19 protein-coding genes are annotated in these 21,403 nt (G+C 49.9%); 18 read left to right on the top strand and 1 reads right to left on the bottom strand.

From position 1 onward, the window contains the following. Positions 1–136: 136 nt before the first annotated feature. From QNH46_RS22700 to QNH46_RS22655, 10 genes are all read left to right on the top strand, one after another. Positions 137–526 carry a Fur family transcriptional regulator gene (locus tag QNH46_RS22700; RefSeq protein ID WP_213591158.1) on the top strand — a complete coding sequence of 130 codons (390 nt, stop codon included), beginning with the start codon at positions 137–139 and terminating at the stop codon, positions 524–526. Further along, on the top strand, positions 508–1,323 hold the full coding sequence (locus QNH46_RS22695; RefSeq protein WP_283926134.1) for a winged helix family transcriptional regulator: 816 nt from the start codon (positions 508–510) through the stop codon (positions 1,321–1,323). Before QNH46_RS22700 ends, QNH46_RS22695 begins: the two co-directional genes overlap by 19 nt. 237 nt (positions 1,324–1,560) lie before the next feature. After that, the gene (locus QNH46_RS22690; protein WP_283926133.1) at positions 1,561–2,772 is read left to right on the top strand and encodes a methyl-accepting chemotaxis protein; all 1,212 of its coding nucleotides are present in this window, start codon (positions 1,561–1,563) and stop codon (positions 2,770–2,772) included. A gap of 253 nt (positions 2,773–3,025) precedes the next feature. Beyond that, complete coding sequence (locus QNH46_RS22685; protein WP_283926132.1) at positions 3,026–3,859, top strand: uroporphyrinogen-III synthase; 834 nt, start codon at positions 3,026–3,028, stop codon at positions 3,857–3,859. A 48-nt stretch (positions 3,860–3,907) separates the two neighbouring features. Then, the gene (locus QNH46_RS22680) at positions 3,908–4,546 is read left to right on the top strand and encodes a ThuA domain-containing protein (protein WP_213591150.1); all 639 of its coding nucleotides are present in this window, start codon (positions 3,908–3,910) and stop codon (positions 4,544–4,546) included. 155 nt (positions 4,547–4,701) lie between these two features. Beyond that, the gene (locus QNH46_RS22675) at positions 4,702–6,102 is read left to right on the top strand and encodes a DEAD/DEAH box helicase (protein WP_283926131.1); all 1,401 of its coding nucleotides are present in this window, start codon (positions 4,702–4,704) and stop codon (positions 6,100–6,102) included. Between the two features lie 108 nt (positions 6,103–6,210). Next, positions 6,211–7,068, top strand: a complete 858-nt coding sequence (locus tag QNH46_RS22670; RefSeq protein WP_283926130.1) for a D-alanyl-D-alanine carboxypeptidase family protein — start codon at positions 6,211–6,213, stop codon at positions 7,066–7,068. Positions 7,069–7,154: 86 nt separating this feature from the next. Further along, positions 7,155–7,499: a DUF3243 domain-containing protein gene (locus QNH46_RS22665; protein ID WP_283926129.1), complete on the top strand. Its 345-nt coding sequence runs from the start codon at positions 7,155–7,157 to the stop codon at positions 7,497–7,499. Between the two features lie 167 nt (positions 7,500–7,666). Beyond that, positions 7,667–8,527: an ABC transporter ATP-binding protein gene (locus QNH46_RS22660; protein ID WP_213591820.1), complete on the top strand. Its 861-nt coding sequence runs from the start codon at positions 7,667–7,669 to the stop codon at positions 8,525–8,527. A 48-nt stretch (positions 8,528–8,575) separates the two neighbouring features. Next, the gene (locus tag QNH46_RS22655; protein ID WP_283926128.1) at positions 8,576–9,388 is read left to right on the top strand and encodes a hypothetical protein; all 813 of its coding nucleotides are present in this window, start codon (positions 8,576–8,578) and stop codon (positions 9,386–9,388) included. A gap of 112 nt (positions 9,389–9,500) precedes the next feature. Here QNH46_RS22655 and QNH46_RS22650 read toward each other — a convergent pair whose 3' ends face one another. Further along, positions 9,501–10,067 (bottom strand): SDR family oxidoreductase, encoded by a 567-nt coding sequence (locus tag QNH46_RS22650; RefSeq protein ID WP_283926127.1) that lies wholly within the window; start codon positions 10,065–10,067, stop codon positions 9,501–9,503. Positions 10,068–10,304: 237 nt separating this feature from the next. On the opposite strand from QNH46_RS22650, the gene QNH46_RS22645 reads away from it, so the two are divergent. The 8 genes from QNH46_RS22645 to QNH46_RS22610 all read left to right on the top strand — a co-directional run bounded on the left by QNH46_RS22645 (position 10,305) and on the right by QNH46_RS22610 (position 21,335). Next, positions 10,305–11,666: an FAD-dependent oxidoreductase gene (locus QNH46_RS22645; protein WP_283926126.1), complete on the top strand. Its 1,362-nt coding sequence runs from the start codon at positions 10,305–10,307 to the stop codon at positions 11,664–11,666. A gap of 186 nt (positions 11,667–11,852) precedes the next feature. Beyond that, a complete protein-coding gene (locus QNH46_RS22640) occupies positions 11,853–12,680 on the top strand; it encodes a formate/nitrite transporter family protein (protein ID WP_283926125.1) in 828 nt (275 codons plus the stop codon). Between the two features lie 179 nt (positions 12,681–12,859). Next, complete coding sequence (locus tag QNH46_RS22635; protein WP_283926124.1) at positions 12,860–14,638, top strand: glycoside hydrolase family 2 protein; 1,779 nt, start codon at positions 12,860–12,862, stop codon at positions 14,636–14,638. 40 nt (positions 14,639–14,678) lie between these two features. Beyond that, positions 14,679–15,590, top strand: coding sequence for a carbohydrate ABC transporter permease (locus QNH46_RS22630; protein WP_283928528.1), 912 nt, complete (start codon positions 14,679–14,681; stop codon positions 15,588–15,590). Positions 15,591–15,604: 14 nt separating this feature from the next. Then, positions 15,605–16,438: a carbohydrate ABC transporter permease gene (locus QNH46_RS22625; RefSeq protein ID WP_283926123.1), complete on the top strand. Its 834-nt coding sequence runs from the start codon at positions 15,605–15,607 to the stop codon at positions 16,436–16,438. A gap of 93 nt (positions 16,439–16,531) precedes the next feature. Beyond that, positions 16,532–17,881 carry an ABC transporter substrate-binding protein gene (locus QNH46_RS22620; protein WP_283926122.1) on the top strand — a complete coding sequence of 450 codons (1,350 nt, stop codon included), beginning with the start codon at positions 16,532–16,534 and terminating at the stop codon, positions 17,879–17,881. Positions 17,882–17,959: 78 nt separating this feature from the next. Continuing rightward, positions 17,960–19,756 carry a sensor histidine kinase gene (locus tag QNH46_RS22615; protein ID WP_283926121.1) on the top strand — a complete coding sequence of 599 codons (1,797 nt, stop codon included), beginning with the start codon at positions 17,960–17,962 and terminating at the stop codon, positions 19,754–19,756. Further along, a complete protein-coding gene (locus tag QNH46_RS22610) occupies positions 19,749–21,335 on the top strand; it encodes an AraC family transcriptional regulator (protein ID WP_283926120.1) in 1,587 nt (528 codons plus the stop codon). The genes QNH46_RS22615 and QNH46_RS22610 overlap by 8 nt, the downstream gene beginning before the upstream one ends. Positions 21,336–21,403 lie beyond the last annotated feature (68 nt).

Raw genomic sequence — 21,403 nt, 5'->3', positions numbered from 1 at the left:
GAATGGACCGGCTGTTCCCATGCAGAAATTGAATTTTTCCGGGGGGTGAGCCGGAGCAGGGACAGACCAGCTTGACGAATTGTATAATAAGACTTATACTAATTCTAAAAACAAATCATAAGGAATGATTCTATATATGAAATCACTAAATTTAACGACGCAGCGCAAAGCAGTTTACGATGTCGTCCGCAATGCGAATGACCACCCGACTGCGGCGGAAGTAATGAACCGTCTTGTCGAACAGGGTTATAATTTTGCATACGGCACGGTATATAATTCGCTCAGATACTTAACCGACAAAGAGCTGATCCGTGAATTGAAGCTGGGCGAGGCCGCAAGCCGTTATGACGCCAAGCTGGATGATCACCAGCATATTCTGTGCGAGGTGTGCGGCAGAGTGGATGAAGTCATGTCGAAGGTTCCGGAGGACTGGAGCGCTGATGTAGCCAAGGAGACCGGATATGACGTGCATCATGCCCATGTTGTATTTGGGGGGGTGTGCCCAGAATGCAGGCAGAAGAAGTAAAGAAAAGAGTACAGAGCGGATCGGTTACTCCGTTTAGGCGCCCAGAGCAAGGGCTTGGATACAATGAGCAGCTGTTCGGTAATGATTATCCTCAAGCATGTCCGGTGACGCAGCGCGTTATCCTCGTCAGCCCATTTCCCAGCGAAATTTATGAGCTTGTAAGGGATCTGTCGGTAGGCTGCTTCGATGTCCTTGTATTTCATCATTTGGAGCAGGGCCTCCGCAATGCTCTGGCTGCCGATCTTGTTATCTTTGACTTGACGGCTTATCGGGGCAGTGAAGAGGTTTCGATGCTTACCAAGCGAATGCTGCAGGATCTCGAAGATGTCCCTTCCCTGCTGCTGGTGAACGAGGCGATGCTATCGCAAATGGACCCGAGCTTAATGCACCTCGAGCTCCTCGTCTGGCCTTCCTCGCCGCATGAGATACTGTACCATGTTCAGCGGATTATCCGCACAAGCAATCATCGTCCAGCTTCCGGTGCTTTACCAGCCGGGGGAACGTCAACTTATAAAGATCTTTGGATCGACCGCAAGAAGATGCAGGTGTACCGGTCCGGCATAGCTATCGAGCTGACCAAGACGGAATACGAGCTGCTGATTAAATTGCTGGATCATGAAGGGAGCGTCCTGTCCCGGGAAGAGCTGCTTGCTGACGTATGGGAGACCTCCTTTATGGGCGGGAGCAACGTAGTGGACGTGCACATCAAGAGCCTGCGCAAGAAGCTCGGCGACAGGGCCGCGAATCCGACTTATATCGCGACTGTCCGAGGGGTCGGATACCGTTTGGCGGATTAAAGGAGCCGACTACAAACGAATAGTGCTCATACTATTAAAATTATGCAAACCGCTCGCTTATCGGCCGAGCGGTTTTATGCGTCGTTGTCGAAAAAGGAAAATATGCGATTTATGTCGAATATAACAATATAAATATTACATATACAAGCAAAACAGGTTAGGGTCAAAAGTTAGGTTCAAATCTATGAAGGAAAGGAACTGAATTGAATGAAAAGGCGCGTAACGTTTTCATTATTTATGGCTAGTCTATTGATTGCCGCCGTTCCTGTGGTGTTACTGCTGCTGCTGGATGAGTCCATGAAATGGATCGTGGCTGTAGTGTCTGTTGTGTTTGCTTTGTTGGTGTCTGCGTTATTGATTCGAAGCATAACAGGCCCGCTTCAACGCTTAAGTGCATCTATTCAGAAAATTAGCGGAGGCGATTTGTCGGAGCGGGTCAGCGGAGCCGAGCGTAATGATGAGATCGGCATAGTGGCCAAGCGGCTGCAGGAAGCGGTCGATCAATGGAATGTTATGCTGACGGAGATGCAGCAAGCGTCCAATCAGGTCAGCTTATCGGCGAACCAGCTGTCGGCAAGCGCAGACCAGACGACCCGAGCGATCGAGCATGTAACTCAGGCTATACAGGAAGTGGCTTCTGGCAGTGAACGCCAAACGCATAATATGATTCGCGGGGTAGAAGGTGTCGAGGATATTTCACGGCAAGCCGCGGCGATATCGGGCCATATTCAAGAGGTCAGCGAGACGATGGAGCAGACTACAGCCGTGGCTGAAGAAGGAAATACGTCTGTTCTCAGCGTCGTTGAAAAAATCGAGTATATTCATCAAACGGTCGATGAGCTCGGCGGGGTCATTCAAACCTTGAACGAGCATACCGAGAATATCGGCGGGATTGTCGGTGTCATTACAGGAATCGCCCAGCAGACCAATCTGCTTGCCTTGAACGCATCGATTGAAGCAGCAAGAGCCGGGGAGGAAGGGCGCGGGTTTGCCGTTGTCGCATCGGAAGTCCGGAAGCTTGCCGAAGGCTCTGAGAGCTACGCCCATCAGATTGAGGAGCTTATTGACGGTGTTCAAACGGAAGTACAGCGGGCGCTGGAATCGATGGAGAATGCGAAGAAGGGCGTAGAGGAAGGCATTGTTGCCGTCGATATATCCGGCCGCAGCTTCTCGCGCATCCGCAGAGCCGTACGCGGAGCAGCAGCCAAAATCGAAGAGGTGTCCGGCTCGGCCCGGGAATTAACGCAGGGGGCCGGGAAAGTGTCGCAGATTATCTCCGAAATCCGCAACATTACGGAAGAAGGTGCGGACAATGTCGGGGCGATTTCCGCAGCCGCCGAGGAGCAGCTCGCTTCGATTCAGGAAATCGCGTCTTCTACGACCCAGTTGTCCTCGATTGCGGGGCAGCTGGAAGAGATGTCGGGTAAGTTCAGATTGCGAAAATCCTAAATGGAATTAGGCCTGCTAAGACAATGGAATGCCGTCTCGCCGTCGGTTAAACGATGGCGGGGCGGCATTTTCGAGTTTAAAGCGGGATTTTTTCTAGATGTTCCTGATTCTAAAGTTGGATGCATAAATGCAACAGCCGGAATTCATTCTAACGAGAAAGATGCAATAGAACGATTTACTTAACCCCCTGTGTCGTTTAAGCTTATGTTAAACGAAGCTGCTGGCAATGATAGCTGAATACGGGGGTAGAGAAGTGGCTAGAAGATTAGAAGGCAAGCGAATTGCGCTGACCGGGCCTCGCCGTGCCGAGGAGCTGGGCAAGCTGATCGAGAATATGGGCGGAATTCCGCTCTACCGGCCAGCACAGGGGACTGTGTTTTTGGAAGACGAGAAGCTGCGGCAGGGGATACGGACGTGGGTGAGCCAACCTCCGGACTGGTCTATTTTTACCACGGGAATTGGGCTTAATGCTCTGTTCGAGATGGCCGAGGAGATGGGGCTGCTGGAGGTGTTGCTGGCCAATCTCTCTAATTCGCGCATCGCCGCGCGGGGGTATAAGACGGTGAATGTTTTGAAGAAGCGCCAGTTGACGCCTCATGTCCGCGACGATGACGGCAGCACGGATGGACTGATCCGCGAGCTGGCCGCATATGAATTGAAGGGTGCTACGGTATTGCTGCAGTTATACGGCGACCGTGCGCCAAAGCTGGTGGAATGGCTTGAGCAACAGGGGGCGGTCTGCACGGAAATATTGCCTTATCGTCATATTGCGCCCCCGGAGGAGGACTTAAACCGCCTATTGCTGGATATTGTGGAGGGGAAAGTTGATGCCGTATCCTTTACAAGCAGTCCGCAGGTAAGGTTTCTGCTGGAATATGCGGAGAAGCAAGGCCGCTTCGACGAGCTGATCTCTGCGCTGCGCGGGCCGGTAATCGCCGTTGCCGTAGGTAAAGTAACCGCTCAGGGACTGTATGAAGCGGGAATTCCTCGCGTAGTCGCTCCGAAGGAAGAACGAATGGGGAGCATGATTGTTGAACTAGCGCGTTATTTCGCCGGCGAAAGCGATCCCCTGCTGGCTGGCAAATAAGCCCTGCCCTGCCGGGGATGGGGACTTTACGGACAGGAGGAGCAATTCATGAACAAGAAAAGAGCGCTGCTGATTGGTGATTATACTCATCCTAAATTTTATCCCCTGCAAGGGGTTGATCGGGAAATAACCCATATTTTGAATGACAGCTTTTCAGTACAATGTACAGAGAACAACCATATGCTTGAGGAAAGCAATTTGCAGTCGTTCGACCTCTGCATTTCCTATCACGACAGTTGGAGGGAGAAGCTGTCCTCCAAGCAGACCTCAGGTCTTCTGTCCTGCATTAGCGGCGGGCGCGGACTGTTAGTTCTTCATAACGGCATTGTTTTGCAAAAGAAATACGAGATTGCCCAGCTCATTGGCGCCCGCAACGTATCGCATCCTTCCTTGCAGAAATTGCAGATGCGCGTGACAGCGCCGGATCATGACATCATGCTTGACATTTCGCCCTTTGAAATCGAGGACGAGCCATACCGGTTTGAGTTTGATCCGTTTTGCGAAACGACGATTTTGCTGGAATACGAGATGGATGGAGAATGGCACCCGGCGGCTTGGGCGCATAGCTATGGGCTTGGCCGTGTAGTCTATCTTCTTCCAGGACGCGATCAGGCTGTGTTCCAGCATCCAGAGTATCGCAAGCTCGTGCTGCAGGCAGCGAAGTGGGCGGCAAGGTCGCCGGGCTAAGCGGATTTGAAGCGCGGCTTTATACCGCGTTGAATCACGGAACCAAAACAACCTTCTACAAAAGGCCGGAACGCTGATTGGATGCGGGTTCGGCCTTTTTTAAAGCAGGGAAAACCTGAAACAAAGCAGGATACTAAATAACGAGGTGGATATATTTGACGACTTTCGATCAATGGGGCATTTCGCCTGAGCTTATTCGAACGCTACAACATCATGGCATCAGCACTCCGACACCAGTACAGGAGGAGGCTATTCCTGTCCTGCTGGCAGGGGAGGACGCGATTGTCCAGGCCCAGACGGGAACAGGGAAGACGCTGGCATTCCTGCTGCCGATCATGGACAAGCTGAAGGCGGATCGCCCTGACCCACAGGCGCTGATCATCACGCCAACCCGGGAATTGGCCATTCAAATTACGGCGGAGGCGCGCAAGCTGGCTGCTGCCCGCGAGGGGATATCGATTCTCGCTGCGTATGGAGGACAAGATGTGGAGCGGCAGCTTCGCAAATTGCACAATGGCACCCAACTGGTCATCGGTACACCGGGCCGATTGCTGGATCATTTGCGCCGCGGTTCGCTGACGCTGGGTGCTGTACGCATGCTCGTGCTCGATGAAGCGGACCAGATGCTGCATATGGGCTTCCTGGCCGAAGTAGAGGCGATTATTCATATGGTACCGAAAAACCGCCAGACCATGCTGTTTTCCGCGACGATGCCGGACAATGTCAAGCGGCTTGCCCGGTCATACATGGACCGGCCGCGGGATATCCGCATCGCAGAGACCTCCCGTGTCACGCTGGACAGTATCCGCCAAATTCTCGTGGAATGCACGGACCGTGGCAAGCAGGGGGCTTTGATCGAGCTCATCCGCACCCATCGCCCTTATCTGGCGGTCATCTTCTGCCGGACGAAGCGGCGTGCGAGCAAGCTGAACGAAGCTTTGCAGGAGGCCGGGTTTGCCTCCGACGAGCTGCACGGGGATTTATCCCAATCCAAACGGGAGCAGGTGATGCGCGCATTCCGCGATGCGAAACTGGAGCTGCTCGTTGCTACCGATGTAGCGGCCAGAGGCATCGATGTTGAAGGCGTAACCCATGTGTTTAATTATGATATTCCGCAGGATGTGGACAGCTACATCCACCGGATCGGCCGTACGGGCCGGGCTGGCGGGAAAGGGGTGGCGATAACCTTTGCTTCTCCGCGAGATATCGATGCACTGCGCCATATTGAACGGGGCATAGGGATGAAGCTGGAACGGCGCCGTCAGGAGAAGAGCGAAACAGCAGCTTCTGTGAGCCGGGATACGGCAGGCAGTCGGGAATCCAAGGATTCCGCCGGAAAAGGAAGACGGCCTGAAGGCAGGAAGCCGGCAGGCGGAAGAGCAGGCGAAGGGCGCCGCGGCCAAGGCAGCGGGAAGGGCAGCCGTGAACGTCAATCCACCCGGTCCACCCAGGCTAGGGGCGCTAAGCCATCTAATACGAGAAGCGGACACGCCTCCCGCAGCGACAGCGGCGGCCGGCGCGGCAGATCGGAACGGGGAGGGCGCCGGGGGCGGTAAATACAGTCGGCTTGATGTTGAAACGCAACAAAGTGTGGCTAAAATACGTTTTAAACATAGAAATAATGCCTCGTCCTTGAGGGGAAGAGGTTAGGGGGAGAGGGCAAAGTGAAAGAGAGAAGGATCTTATCGATCTTGTTGATTTGCATACTGGCTGCAATCGCCATAACGGCTTGCGGTAAGGAGGATACGCCACCGCAGCCGGATAATTCGGCCGCAGTGTCCCAACCGGGTGCTAACCCGTCAAATGGGAACGAAGGGCAGGGCAATGCTGCTGGAGAAAGCTCTGGTCAGGGAACCGCTTCCGACTCGGAGCAGGCGCCAGCGGCTAACAATCCGCAGGAAGGCTCCTCAGCGGTCGACAAGGCGGCTGCCGCCGATCCTCACAGCATTGCTGTGCTTGTTAATAAAGAGCTGGCTTTACCTGAAGATTATGAGCCGTCCGATTTGGTCTATCCGGATGTACGGTTTACGTTCAAGGAGAAGATTGAGAAGCGGATGATGCGCAGCGAAGCTGCCAAGGCGCTGGAGGAAATGTTCGCCGGAGCCGAGCGGGACGGCATTTATTTGGCTGGCGTATCAGCCTACCGGTCTCACAGTACGCAAACGTCTTTGTTCAATCGTTATGTAGCAAGAGACGGAGAAGAGAAGGCCAAGACATACAGCGCGGTTCCAGGGCATAGCGAGCATGAGACCGGGCTTGCGATCGACGTCTCGGGGAGCGACGGGAAGTGCGCTGCGGAGGATTGCTTTGGAGGAACGAAGGAGGCCGAGTGGCTTGCCCAGCATTCCGCGGAATACGGCTTTATCATCCGTTATCCTGAAGGGAAAGAGGCCATTACAGGCTATAAGTATGAGCCTTGGCATTTACGCTATGTCGGCAAGGAAATCGCCGCGGATATTTTTGAACGGGACATTACCTTGGAAGAATATTATGATGCTGTTCCGGTATCCGGAACTCCATAGCTTTTGCCAGTCGGAATGATTCATCTCGCTGCCAGCCGGGTTATGTAGTTACGAACTCCAACTAAACTTTAAGGAGGCGTAGGGACATGTCCGAGCATAATCATGTAGTCAACAAAGAAGGCGAGATGGCGCTGAATAAAGTGAATGATGCGCTTAGGCGTATGGATGGGGAACGGAAGGAAGATATCCTCGAGAGTTTCGATGCCTTTAAACGTTATTTGGGAGGGCGGATCGAGGTAGCTCAGAGCATAGGGCTTAGCGAAGAGATGATGGCGAAGGCGGCGGAGAAGATCGGCGATTACCTGGCCGCTAACGAGGAGCCGCGCAATCGGGAAGAGAAGCTACTGCAAGAGCTGTGGAAAGCCGGGGAGCAGGAGCATCGCCATGCTTTGGCCCATATTCTGGTCAGGCTTGTTAGAACAACACAGTAAGATGAAATGAGTTTAAGTGAAGGTGGTTTCCTTATGGAAATCACCTTTTTCTATTGACAACTGATAATGATTATCAGTATCTTTAGAACAGAGGATCTTTTGTTAGATAATGGACGCGTTGTGTTCACATATAATCAATATGTCGTATTGCGGAAAGGGAGATCATGATGATCGGATTGAATACATCCCATTTAAATATCGCTTATGGAGACCGTCTCATTGTAGAAGACTTGAATATCAGCATTCCTAAAGGGAAAATAACCGCCCTTGTCGGGGCGAACGGTTCGGGGAAATCGACAGTACTGAAAACGATGGCCCGCATCCTGCAGCCTAAATCCGGAACGGTGCTGTTGAACGGGAAATCCATTCATAAGCAGTCGACCCGGGAAGTGGCCAAGCAGCTGGCCATTCTGCCCCAGAATCCGACGGCCCCCGACGGGCTTACGGTCTATGAGCTTGTATCTTACGGCCGCTTTCCGCATCAGAAGGGGTTCGGAAGTCTGAAGTCTGAGGACCGGAAAATCGTCGATTGGGCGATTGATGCTACGGGCATGAACGAGTTTGCAGATCGGGCGCTTGAGCAGTTGTCCGGAGGACAGCGGCAGCGGGCCTGGATCGCCATGGCGCTGGCACAGGAGACGGATATTCTATTTCTGGATGAGCCGACGACCTTCCTGGATATGGCGCACCAGCTGGAGGTGCTGCAGCTGCTGGAGCAGTTGAACGCGGAATCCAGCCGCACCATCGTTATGGTCGTGCATGACTTGAACCATGCCGCAAGGTATGCTCACCATATGATTGCCATTAAGAAGGGGCAAGCCATCGCCGAGGGAGCGCCGGCCGAAGTGGTCACCTCTTCCGTCCTGCGTGAAGTATTCGGCATTGAGGCGGATATTGTGACGGATCCGCGGAGCGGAGTACCGCTGTGCCTTCCGTATGAGCTGTATCGCGTAGCAGAGAGCAAGGGACAGCTTCCGAAGAACAGTGTGCTTACAGGTGCCAGCGACAAGGTGGCAGCACTTCGTTAAGTAACGGGGCATTCAAGAGGCTTGGAGAGAGAAAAGCAGGAGGATCATATGCAGCGGTTGGCTATCGATTATCAATTCTTAGAACAGCATTGTCACGTGGTACGCAGCTTCAGAGAGCAGGCCATTTATACGGTTGAGGGACAAGAGCTCCTGGATCGGCAGCAGATCGAGCAGTTTTTGACCCTGTACCAATCCGAGATTAAAGGGCTTGATATTCAGGTTGCGGCGACGTATTTTGCGGCAAGCTGGCGGGTCCTTTGTACAGCGCTGCATTATATGGCGTCATTGACGAGCTCGCAGTTAAATTTTCGGTTGGATAATTTGACGCTGCAGATCGTTCGGGTTCAGCAATTTCCGACGATCTTCTTCGTGCTGCGGGACGATACGGAGTCAGCATCGCCGGAAGGCGAAGCTAGCGTCTGGCAGGAGCAGCGGCTGGGCAGCTTCTACCAGGAAACCTTGCGGCCGGTGATGGAAACGGTAGCCGGCGTGTCCAAGCTGCCGGTTACGCAGCTCTGGGGACAGCTGCCGCTCGGAATTGCTTATTATATCAAGCAATTAGCCAATAGGCTGGACACTGCGGAGCAGCGTGAGCGGCTATGGGCGGATCATGAATCTGTCAAGGAAATGTCCGCGGAGTGGTTTGGTGTCAAGCGCAATCCGTTTGCGGTTAAGGAAATCCTGGTAGATCATCCTTATTCGCCCGGCGAGATGATGCCTTTGAAACCGACCTGCTGCCTAGCTTACCGTACGAAGACTGATTTAGGCTATTGTTACACTTGCCCTAAGCTGACCAAGCAGCAGAGGGAAGAGAAGCGGAGCCAGCTAATGCAGAGACAAATGGAGTCCAGCAAGAAATAAGCCGCCCGGGTCAGGGCGGCTTTTGTGAGTGATTAGCGATTACTTTAGCGACTGCAAAGCTTGGACTAGCGGGGTCTCCCCTGCAATCAAATTAAAGGCGGCATACTCCGTCTCAGGAAGCTTTAAGGCAAGAACCGCCGCCTCGGCCACGTCTTTTCGAGAGATAAATCCGGAATGTGTGAACCCATCGCGAATGGATACTTTGTACTTTGCCTAGAGGCAAATCATCGGTCAGACCTCCCGGACGTATAATCGTATGACATAACGTGCTTTCCTCCAGTACTTTTTCGGCCCGGCGTTTGGCTAATAAATACGGCTTCAAAATTTTCGGCATGCGTTCCGGCTCCAGCGTTCCCATCGAGCTGATTAGAATGAAGCGCTTAACGCCCAGCAAGGCGGATTGCTCGATCAATCGAACGGTTCCGAGATGGTCAATTTCCTCCGGGTCTCCCTTATCTCCCGCGCCAACCGCGCAAATGACGGCGTCCGCCCCATCGATTCCTTCCGAGAACACGGTTCTCAAATCACCGACATACGGCTGTGCCCCCCATTCCTGCAAGTGATCCCGCTGAGATTCATTGCGTACCAGACCCCTGACTTCATAATTTTCTCTTCGAAGCGCTTTAACGATGTGACGACCTGTTCTTCCGTGCGCTCCCGCTACAAAGACGGTATACATGGGCAGTCCTCCGGTATCTAGATGATATTGGCAATATCCCTAAATTGCTGGGATATTTATCATTACCCTAAAAAAATAATCATAACCCCTTGTATTGTGAAAAAGATCACACTATAATAAGAGTCACAAGGTGAATGTTTTCACAATATTTCATTTTTATAAGTGATATATTTCACAATAAACATCCCGATTATTGAACAATATAAAACATCGGGTCATCATAAGGAGGAAGAAATCATGAGAGTAGCAGTTATTGGATGTACGCATGCGGGGACGGCAGCCATTGTAAATACAGCTAAATTATATCCAGAAGCGGAGATTACCGTATATGAGCGCAATGACAACATTTCATTCCTGTCGTGCGGTATAGCTTTATATGTCGGCGGCGTGGTGAAGGATCCCCAGGGGTTGTTCTATTCATCGCCCGGGCAGCTTGCGGAGCTTGGCGTAAAGACGAAAATGCTTCACGAAGTGACCGCCGTGGACACGGACCGGAAGCAGTTAACGGCACGGAATTTGCAGACCGGGGAGGAATTTACGGATCATTTCGACAAGCTGATCGTAACGACGGGATCGTGGCCTGTCGTGCCCCGATTCCCAGGAATCGAGCTGGACAACATTATTCTGTCCAAAAGCTTCAATCATGCCAATTTGATCATTGAAAAAGGGAAGGAAGCGCAAAATATTGTCGTCGTCGGCGCAGGATACATTGGCATTGAGCTGGTCGAAGCCTTTCAAATGAACGGCAAGAACGTGACGCTGATTGACGCAGAAGAGCGGATCTTGAGCAAATATCTTGATGCGGAATACACGGACATCATCGAGGATACCCTGCGCGAACGCGGAATTGCCCTGGCGCTTGGGGAGAAGGTCGTGCGGTTTGAAGGCGAAGAGGGCAAGGTGAATGTCGTTATTACCGATCATGGCCGGTATGCCGCAGATGTCGTCATTCTCTGCATCGGCTTCAAGCCGAATACGGAGCTGCTGAAGGGCCAGGTCGATATGCTGGATAACGGGGCGATCATCGTCGACGAGTACATGCAGACGAGCAAACGGGATGTGTTCGCGGCAGGCGACAGCTGCGCCGTATATTATAATCCGCTTAAGAGCCATGCATATATTCCACTTGCCACCAATGCCGTTCGCATGGGGACATTAGCCGCACGCAACCTGGTATCGCCTACGGTGAAATATTTAGGTACTCAAGGGACATCGGGCATCAAGATTTACGAGAATAACATTGCGGCAACCGGTCTGACGGAGTCGGCAGCCAGGGAAGCCGGGCTTGAAGCAGACTCGGTACTGGTGACTGACAGCTACCGTCCGGAATTCATGCCGACCCATGAGAAGGTTACACTGAAGCTCGTATACGAGCAAGGAACAAACCGCATTCTCGGCGCGCAAATCATGTCGAAGGTGGATTTGACGCAAGCGATCAATACGATTTCTGTCTGCATCCAAAACGAGATGAAGATGGAGGAGCTCGCCTTCGTGGATTTCTTCTTCCAGCCGCATTTTAACAAGCCATGGAATTTCTTGAACAGTGCCGGATTGCAGGTACTCCCTGAAGGAAAGACAGCGGAAATCGTCCACGTGTAACCGCCGCAGGGAAAGTAGCCATATCCTAATCAAGCTTATGGCCACCGCCAGAGGAGATCATCCCTTGAGCGGTGGCTTCTTTCATATCCAAAGTGACTTATGTTACATTGCCGGCGCTCCAAGGCACGATACAATGAGGATAAAGTAGAGATAGATTATGGCTCAGATCAAGAGGAGATGATAACCATGGCTTATTACAAACCGCCGCAAATTGCGGAAATAACCGTGGATACGGGAGTCCAGAAGGCGCGCAATCCGCTGCTGACTGTGATGATATTAGGATTTCTCGGCGGTGCTTTTATTGCGCTTGGATTTTTGCTCGATATACGGGTGATCAGTAATGCGCCGCAGGAATGGGGAAGCATCGTCAATTTTATCGGTGCCGCTGTGTTTCCGATCGGCCTGATTCTCGTCCTGCTTGCTGGCGGCGAGCTGTTGACGGGCAACATGATGGCCGTGCCGCTCGCGCGGATGGCCAGGCGCATCACGACGCTGGAAATGCTGAAGAATATCGTGCTGATTACGATTGCCAATTTCCTGGGCGCTGTCTTTGTAGCTTATTTCTTCGGGCATGTCGTCGGGCTGACGGCCAGTGGTCCTTATCTTGATAAATTGATCGCGATGGCCGGGCATAAGCTGGATGACAGCTTCCTGCAGGCTTTTGTATCCGGGATTGGCTGCAACTGGCTCGTTGCTCTTGCCGTGTGGCTCTCCTATGGCGCCGATAATATAAGCGGCAAAATCCTCGGCATCTGGTTCCCGACGATGGCTTTTGTTGCCATCGGCTTTCAGCACGTTGTTGCGAACATGTTCCTTATTCCCGCGGCGATATTTGAGGGTTATTTCTCTTGGGGGGATTATATTAGAAATTTCGTGCCCGTCTGGCTAGGCAATTTGACCGGAGGCGCCCTGTTTGTCGCAGGGGCTTATTGGACGGCTTATTTGAAGGACAGAAAGACTACAGCTGTGCAGAAGTCTGAGCTTGCATCCGTTCCCGTAAGCAAGCACGTATAATTTAATAACTTAAGAAGCGAATCAGCCTGTTGATCATTCAACAGGCTGATTTTTTTAGGCATTATAACTGAAAACCGTTGTAGTCAAATAATTTCAAGATCAGTCAAATCTGTTGCTATGAGATGGATTTCTGAAGTGATTAAATAAGTTCCAGAGCATATACAGGGAGGAATGTCTGAATGAACCCGGCTGTGAATTTTGTCGATGCGCTTCACAATGAATCGTTTGAGGATCGTTATTTATCCAAGAGAATCACTCATCAGAGCATGATTTACGACCATGGCAGAGAGAAGGAATCTTTAAACGGGAACTGGCATTTCGGAATTGACCAATACGATACCTGTCTCAGGGCCGATTGGTATAAAGAAAGCTACGAGGATTCCGAGGGCAGAACCAATCCCATGGATTTCAGCTTCGACGAGTGGGAGACCATGACGGTTCCATCCTGCTGGAATACCCAGGGGGAGAAGTATTTTTACTATGAAGGAAGCGTGGTGTACACCCGGACATTCCAGTACGGCAACAGAGGGGAGGAGCGGGTGTTCATCAAATTCGGTGCAGTCAATTACGATGCGAAAATCTTTTTGAATCGGGAATATCTCGGTTGCCATAAGGGAGGCTCCACCCCCTTCTATGTCGAAGTGACGGGCATTCTAAAGAAATATAACCGGATCATAGCCGTCGCAAACAATACGCGCAAACCGAGCCAGGTTCCTACGGATAATACGGACTGGTTCAACTACGGGGGCATTTACCGGGATGTAGAAATCATACGGCTGCCGGAAACGTTCATTAAGAATTTCTCCATCACCTTGGTTCCCGGAAGCGGGTTCTCGAAGATCAAGGTCGAGCTAGAGGTGGAGGGTTCGAACCGGAATGGCCTCGGGGAACTAACCATTGAAGAGCTGGGGATTACTTTTCCGCTTGAAGTATCGGACGGCAGAGCATCTGCTGTGATTGACGCCAAACCGGAATTATGGAGCCCTGAGCATCCGAAGCTGTATAAGGTCAAAGCGGTTTTCGAAAACGACGTGATTAGCGAGAACATCGGATTCCGTGAAATCCGCGTAGAGGGTACGGACATTTTGTTAAACGGCAGCAAAATCTTCCTGAAGGGCATCAGCGCTCATGAGGAAAGTGTGCTCAACGGCAAAGCCGTTACGGAAGCAGAGATTATTGAGAATTTTACATTAGCCAAAGAGATGAACTGCAACTACATGAGGCTGGCTCATTACCCCCATACCGAAAAGGCGGCAAAAATCGCCGATGAAATGGGCATCATGCTCTGGGAGGAGATTCCCGTCTACTGGGCTATCCAATTCCATAACGAAGCAACCTATCAGGACGCAGAAAACCAGCTGATCGAGCTCATTAAAAGAGACCGCAACCGAGCCAGCGTCATCATCTGGTCCGTGGGCAACGAAAATGCCGATACCGATGCGAGACTGAAATTTATGAGTTCCTTGGCCATGACGGCGAAAAAGTGGGATCCGACCCGGCTAGTGTCCGCTGCATGCCTCCTGGACCATGTCAATCATGTCATTGACGACCGCCTTGCCGAGTATCTGGACATTATTGGGGCCAATCAATATTACGGATGGTATCAGACCGATTTCACCAATCTGATCAAGCTGTTTGAGAACAGCAAGCCGGCAAAGCCCGTTCTCATTACCGAATTCGGCGCCGATGCCAAAGCCGGACATCGGGGTACCGCCGATGATAAAGGAACCGAGGATTGCCAGTTGGACATCTATAAAAAACAGGTAGAGGTGCTTGGCCAAATTCCTTATATCAAGGGAACCAGCCCCTGGATTCTTTACGACTTCCGCTGCCCGAGAAGGCTTCATCCGATTACTCAAGACTATTACAATACCAAAGGGCTATTGAATGCGGACAAAAGCTATAAAAAACCCGCGTTCTATGTGATGCAGGATTTTTACAAAAATATTAACCCATGATACAACACCAGCAAGAAGAGGAGGGTAAACTGTGAGCGCGATGTCCACCCCAAAAACGAGACGCAAAAAAATAAATACCGAAAAAGAAGAAAATCTCGCCGGCTATGTCTTCGTTGCCCCAATGCTGATCGGACTGCTGATTCTGACCATCATTCCGACCGTCATTACTTTTATTTTGAGTTTTACAGAATGGAGCTTTATTGCCCATCTCGATAAAATCAAGTTCGTTGGCTTGAAAAACTTCGGGAAACTGCTCGATGACCCGGTCTTCCTCACTTCCTTCAAGAACAATCTGATCCTGCTGCTGGCCGTGCCTGTACAGCTATTGATCGGATTAGTATTCGCCGTCATCATCGACAAATACGTTTATTTTAAAAGCGTGTTCAAGGTTGTTTTTTTCATGCCGTATATTTCAAGTATCGTGGCTGTGGCCATTGTATTCCAATTGTTGTTCCAGCCGTCCTACGGGCCCGTCAACCAGACCTTGCGGGCGGTCGGAATCTCCGATCCGCCGAAGTGGCTGGCCGATCTGCACTACGCGCTTCCTTCCGTCATGATCATTATGGTGTGGGTTGGTATCGGCTTTAGTCTCGTCGTTTACCTGGCTGCCTTGCAATCGATTTCCAAAGACCTGTATGAATCGGCGGAAATCGACGGGGCAGGCTTTAGAACGAAGTTCTGGAAGATTACGTTTCCGCTCGTCTCGCCGACGACATTCTTTTTGCTTATCACCGGTCTGATTTCAAGCTTCAAATCCTTTGATATCATTAAAGTTCTTACAGGCGGGGGGCCATCTTACTCGACCTCAGTCATCACCTATTACCTGTACACAACCGCCTTTGAAAATTTGAAAACCGGTTATGCTTCATCGATCGCCTTATTCTTGTTTGGATGCGTCATGTTGATTACGGTGATTCAACTGTACGGTCAAAACAAATGGGTGAATTATTAATGCGGGAGGCTGCTATGAAAAAATCGCTTGATTTAGGGAAAATCGCCCTCACGCTATTAATGACCGTTCTGGGTATCGCTTTTTTGCTGCCTTTCCTATGGATGATCTCGGCTTCATTTAAACCGGAAATCGATGTATTTAAATACCCGATTGAGTGGATTCCCCGGCATTGGCAAGTTTACAAAAATTACAGCAAAGTCTGGTTTGAGGAAACTCCCTTTTATCTATATTATTGGAATACAATTAAGGTAAGCGTGTTGACCACTTTGTTGTCCCTTACCGTATCCTCCATGGCTGCCTATGCTTTTGGGCTGATTTATTTCAAGGGGAAAAATTTCTTGTTCGTCCTGGTACTCATGACGTTCATGATTCCTAACTATTCGATTATGGTCCCGCAATTCATGATCTTTAAATGGCTGCATCTGTTCGATAGCCATCTGGGCTTAATCCTGCTCGGTTCATTCAGTGCGCTCGGCACATTTATGCTGCGGCAATTTTTCATGGGGCTGCAGAAGGATTGTCTTGATGCCGCCAGAATAGACGGCGCCGGACAACCGACCTTGTTTCTGCGGGTGGCCGTGCCGCTGGTTCGTCCAGCACTGGTCACTTACGCCATTCTGCGATTTATATGGACCTGGAACGATTATGCCAATCCGCTGATCTTTCTCCGGAGCCGTAACCTGGAGACGATTCAGCTGGCCATTCAGAAGTTTGCTTCGGAAAGCGGAGTGTTCTATTCCTTGACCATGGCTGGCGCAGTTTCGGCGATTATTCCGCTGATCATCATCTTCATTCTTGCTCAGAAGCAGGTCATTGAAGGCATCGCACTTGGTGGCGTAAAAGGGTAAAAATAATGCGAAACGAGTCAAAATTGTAGCTTTGGCCATAAAAATTTTGATGGTACGATTCAGATGTGTTTTTAAAATAAAGGAGGGTTTAAATTGAGAAAAAAGTGGGCATTATTCGTTGCTTTATCCGCTTTGCTGACTAGCCTGCTGTCCGGCTGCGGCAGCGAGCCGAAACAGAATGCTGCTTCGCCTGCAAATGATTCGGGGGCTGGAAATACTGCCGCGGAACATGTAACGATCAAATTCATCAACTGGGAGAGCCCTGAGGTCTATCAGCCAGCGATCGATGCCTTCCAACAGAAATATCCCCATATTACTGTTGAGTACGTTCCATTGGTTGAGAATGACTCCAACGAGACATTAAAGAAATTGGATATCATGTACGCTTCAGGTGAAGAATTTGACGTATTCTCGATTAACTCCACACCTAATTTCAGCCAACGGGCCAACAACGATATGCTGGAGCCGCTTGATGATTACATCGCCAAGGAAGGCTTGGTTTATGAGGACGAGTATAAAGCCGAACAAATGAAAGTAGATGGCAAACGTTACTCCTTACCGGGAAAATTCGGACCTTGGCTAATCCTGTTGAATAAAGACCAGTTAACCGAGGCAGGTCTGTCTGTTCCTGAGAGCTGGACCTGGGATGAATTCCGTGACTATGCCAAACGGTTAACTAGCGGCGAAGGCGCAAGCAAGCATTACGGAGCTCACTTCCATACCTGGAAGGACTATCTGTTGCTGAACAAATACAGCGCTCCCGACAATCAAGGCATTCTGAATGATGAGGGAACGGCGGTAGACGCGGATAATCCGTTAATGAAAAAGTCTCTCGAGCTCCGATACGATATGGAGAAAGTAGATAAGTCCGCAACGCCTTACCAGGACGTAATAACGCAAAAAATACCTTATCGCGATCAGTTTTTCCAAGGCAAGGCCAGCATGCTGCCGACAGGCCCGTGGATGATTGCGGAAGCCGGAGGAACGGAAACGATTCCCGCCACGTTCGTAACTGCCTTTGCACCTTGGCCTACAAACAACAAGGGTGACGAAGTTTACTCTTACGGCGGAGCTGATTCGCTGGTTATTTCATCGCATTCCAAGCATAAACAGGAGTCCTATGAATTTATCCGGTTCCTTTCGACGGAAGGCATGTCACTGACCAAACAATTGTCGGCCTGGAGGCAGGCGGATGTAGGCAAAGAGCTTGACGCCATTATTGCCTCGACGCCATCTCCGGACAAGATCGATAAAGAATCGCTGATGAACACTCTGTCCGTAACGAAGCTCCCGAATCCTCCGGTTGTCGTGCCTTATGCCGGCGATCTGGAGAACGCTTACATCTCTGAGGTGGATCAATATTTGCTGGGCAAGGCGGATATCGATACCACGATTGGAAAGATTAAGTCCAGCCTGCAGAAGATAATCGATGCAAACAAATGATCGCTGCGTTATAGTAGAAGGAGGATGCCGCCTGAGGCATCCCCTCTATTTTTATATAAAAGGAAGGGAACCGGCCCCATGAACAGGATCAAGATAAGCTGGAGACACAAACTTATTTATACCTCGCTCTTATGTCTAATGCTTCCGTCCATCATCTCACTGGCGCTCACCGGTATCCATACCAAGGATGAGTTCAAGCGAAAAGCGATCCTTAATGCCGAGCAATCCTTGGAAGTCTCTGATTTATATATAGCCAATATAGTCAGTGACATGATTTCCGTCACGAATTCGATCCAATACAGCAGCGAAATCATCACCCAATTGCGTTCCGCGTGGATGCAATACAATGAAGAAGGCTATAATTCAATCGACCTTTCCACCTTTAGAAAAATAACCGAAAACCTCGGCGATTTTACCTATATCCGGGATAAAACCTACTTGACCATCCTTATGCCGAACGGGCTCTATTTTACGAATTATCCTACGCATAATATAGATTTTTCTACAATATATCATGCGGATTGGCTGCAGAAGATGGCGGACGATCCGATAAATACAACGAGATTTATTGCGCCGCAGCCTAACTATGTCGTGTCGGAAGCCGGCAAACATCCTAATGTCATCACCGTGGCCCGTACCTTTCAGCTATATGCCCACAGTCCGAACTCATACATTATTATTAGCAAGCCTGAAGAGCAATTCCATCAAATCTTAAGTAAATATGCCTCGGATCAAACCATTTTGCTGAAAGATTCGGCAGGAAAAATCATTTCGCATACGGACCTGGAACAGCTCGGACGACCTGCTCCCGAAGCCCATTCGGCCGGCGGCCAGGCTGTGGTGAATTGGAACGGCACGGAATATTTGTCCGTGGACCATCCGCTTGCTTATGCGGGCTGGAGCCTGCAAAGCTTGATCGACTCCCGGAAAGTCACGGGGAATATTGGCAGTTTTATTAATTATTTGTTTTTGCTGCAAATGTTGTTCGTCATCATATTCTCTATCGTCATGTACTACTTGCTCCGTCAATTTACGTATCCGATCATCCGATTGGCCAGAACCTCGGGCAGAGTACAGGGAGGCGACCTCAATGTACGTTCCAAAGTCGAAGGAACGGACGAAATCGGCCAATTGGGGGTATCGTTTGACCGAATGCTGGATCGGATTGAGGAAATGGTCCGCCAAATCGAATGGGAGCAAAACCGGAAGCGGATCGCTGAGCTGGAATTGCTGCAGGCCCAGATTAATCCCCATTTCCTGTTTAACATTTTGAACTCCATTCGTCTTCAGGTCATGATGAAGGGTGAAGGCGAAATCGCTAAAATCATTGAGTCTTTATCCACTTTGCTCCGAATGACGATTAACCGGAATAATGAATTCATACCCTTGCATGAGGAAGTCGCAACGGTGGAGCATTATATGAAATTAATGAATTACAGGCATATGGATAAGGTGGAACTCAAGATCAGTCTCGCTTCCAACACCTTGTTGGAAACTATTCCGAGGTTTACTTTGCAGCCACTCATTGAAAACGCATACATTCATGGACTCGAGCAAAAGAGTGGCGAAATTTCAATTTCCTCCTGGAAGACCGAAACTAAGCTGTTTATTTGCGTGCAGGATAACGGGAAAGGAATGACAGAGGAGCAGCTGGAAGATGTGATGAATCTGTTTCATTCCAAAGGGAAGATCGAGGGGGAAACGCGGGATAATCAGCATATTTCAGGCATCGGCCTGCGCAATGTCCATGAACGGATCAAGATGATTTACGGAACAGCTTGTTCCATGGAACTGCAGAGCCCTTCCGGCGAGGGTGTAAAAATCACTTTGACATTACCATTTACAGAAAATAAGGAGAAACACGTCCATGTATAAAGTGATTATTGTCGATGATGACGTTGCCGTGCTTACTTTCCTAAGCAATATGATACCTTGGGAGAAGTATGGCTTTGAATTGGAAGGCGCCTGTTCGGATGCATATCAAGCCCTGGAATTAAGTGAACGGAATATGCCGGACCTGGTGGTTACGGATATCGGGATGCCCGGAATGAGCGGCTTAGAGCTGATTAAAAAATTGAAAGAGCTTAGCGGGCATTCGCATTTTCTGATTCTCTCCTGTCATGATGAATTCAGATTCGCTCAACAAGCGGTTCAGCTAGGGGTACAGGAGTATATTTTAAAAGAAACACTCCATGTGGAAGGCATGGAGGAAATTCTCGGGAGAATCCGCAGTCAGCTTGTTGAAAGCTCCCGCTTACAGCAAAGGGTGGAGAAGCTGCAGTATCAAGCTGTTCAAAGCAAATCCAGCCTAAAGGAAAAGTGGCTCCGGGATTTTTTGACCTCCCCGTTGACGGACCCTGAAAACGGGATCCCAAAATTGACCGATTATGGATTGATTCCGAACCTGAATCGCTTCCTGCCGATGGTGGGCAGTGTTTACAGTTATCAGGATGCTTTATCCCGGTACAATAATGAACACGTTTTAAAGTTTGTCATTGAGAATATGTTGGAAGAGTTGCTTCAAGAAGAATCGCGGATTCTTTTTTTTCCCTATTCGGCTAAGCAATTTTGCCTGCTCTATGCGTGCGAGCCGGATCTTAAAATCAACCCCTACGCAGAAGCGGAACGTTTTTGCTGCAAATTGCAGAGAAGTTTGGCCGGGACTCTTAAGGTTGAAGTTTCTTTTCTCATAGGCGAGCTGGGTAGCGATAGTCATAAAATGAAACGCCAGTGGATGGATTTGTTCCAGTCGGCTAACGCCTTTTTCTATTCCGCCGAACCGGGAGTAAGCAAAATAAATCGGATCATGCCGCTTGCAGGCCAAGAGGAGCTGCTCTCTTATTTCCCTGTGCTGGCCGAGCAGATCAATCTTTTGGTTTTGGAAGGAAATACGGATGTTGGACCGACGGTTGACGCATTTATCCAATTTATCGCCGAACGGAAATTTCATCCGATCTACGTGAAGCAATTTTTGTATAAACTTGAGCTTGATATACAACTGAAATTAATATACAGCCACCAGTTTAAAAATAAAAAAAACCAACTGATGCTAGACCAGGTCGGCAGTATTCACGAATTGAAGGCTTGGATGACCCAATTTTTGATGGAAGCCGTCTCCGTCATGGATCAAATCTCCAAGCAAAGCAAAAAAACAGAAATCATCGAAGCCCAAAAATACATCCAAATGAATCTGCGGCGGAAGATTACGTTGGAGGAGGTGGCTGACCACCTCTACTTGAACTCGAGTTATTTCAGCCGGCTGTTCAAAAAAGAAACCGGTGAGACCTTTGTTGAATATATGACTCGGATGAAAATGGAGAGGGCCAGAGAGATGCTTAGCGATACGAGTGCAGCCGTAGAAGAAGTGGCGCTGGCGCTTGGATATGATAATAGGAGCTATTTCGTTAAGCTGTTCAAGAAGTATTATGGCATATCGCCAAGCCGATTAATTTAAGGTTCCAGTAGACACCAGTCCGTCTTTTTTCTAAGATGATAACAATAGGAAGACATGAGAATAGGGGA

The organism is Paenibacillus woosongensis, from assembly GCF_030122845.1.
In the GTDB taxonomy this organism is placed as follows: domain Bacteria; phylum Bacillota; class Bacilli; order Paenibacillales; family Paenibacillaceae; genus Fontibacillus; species Fontibacillus woosongensis_A.
The sequence above is the reverse complement of the archived record's forward strand: the minus strand, read 5'-3'. Positions and strand labels throughout refer to the sequence as shown.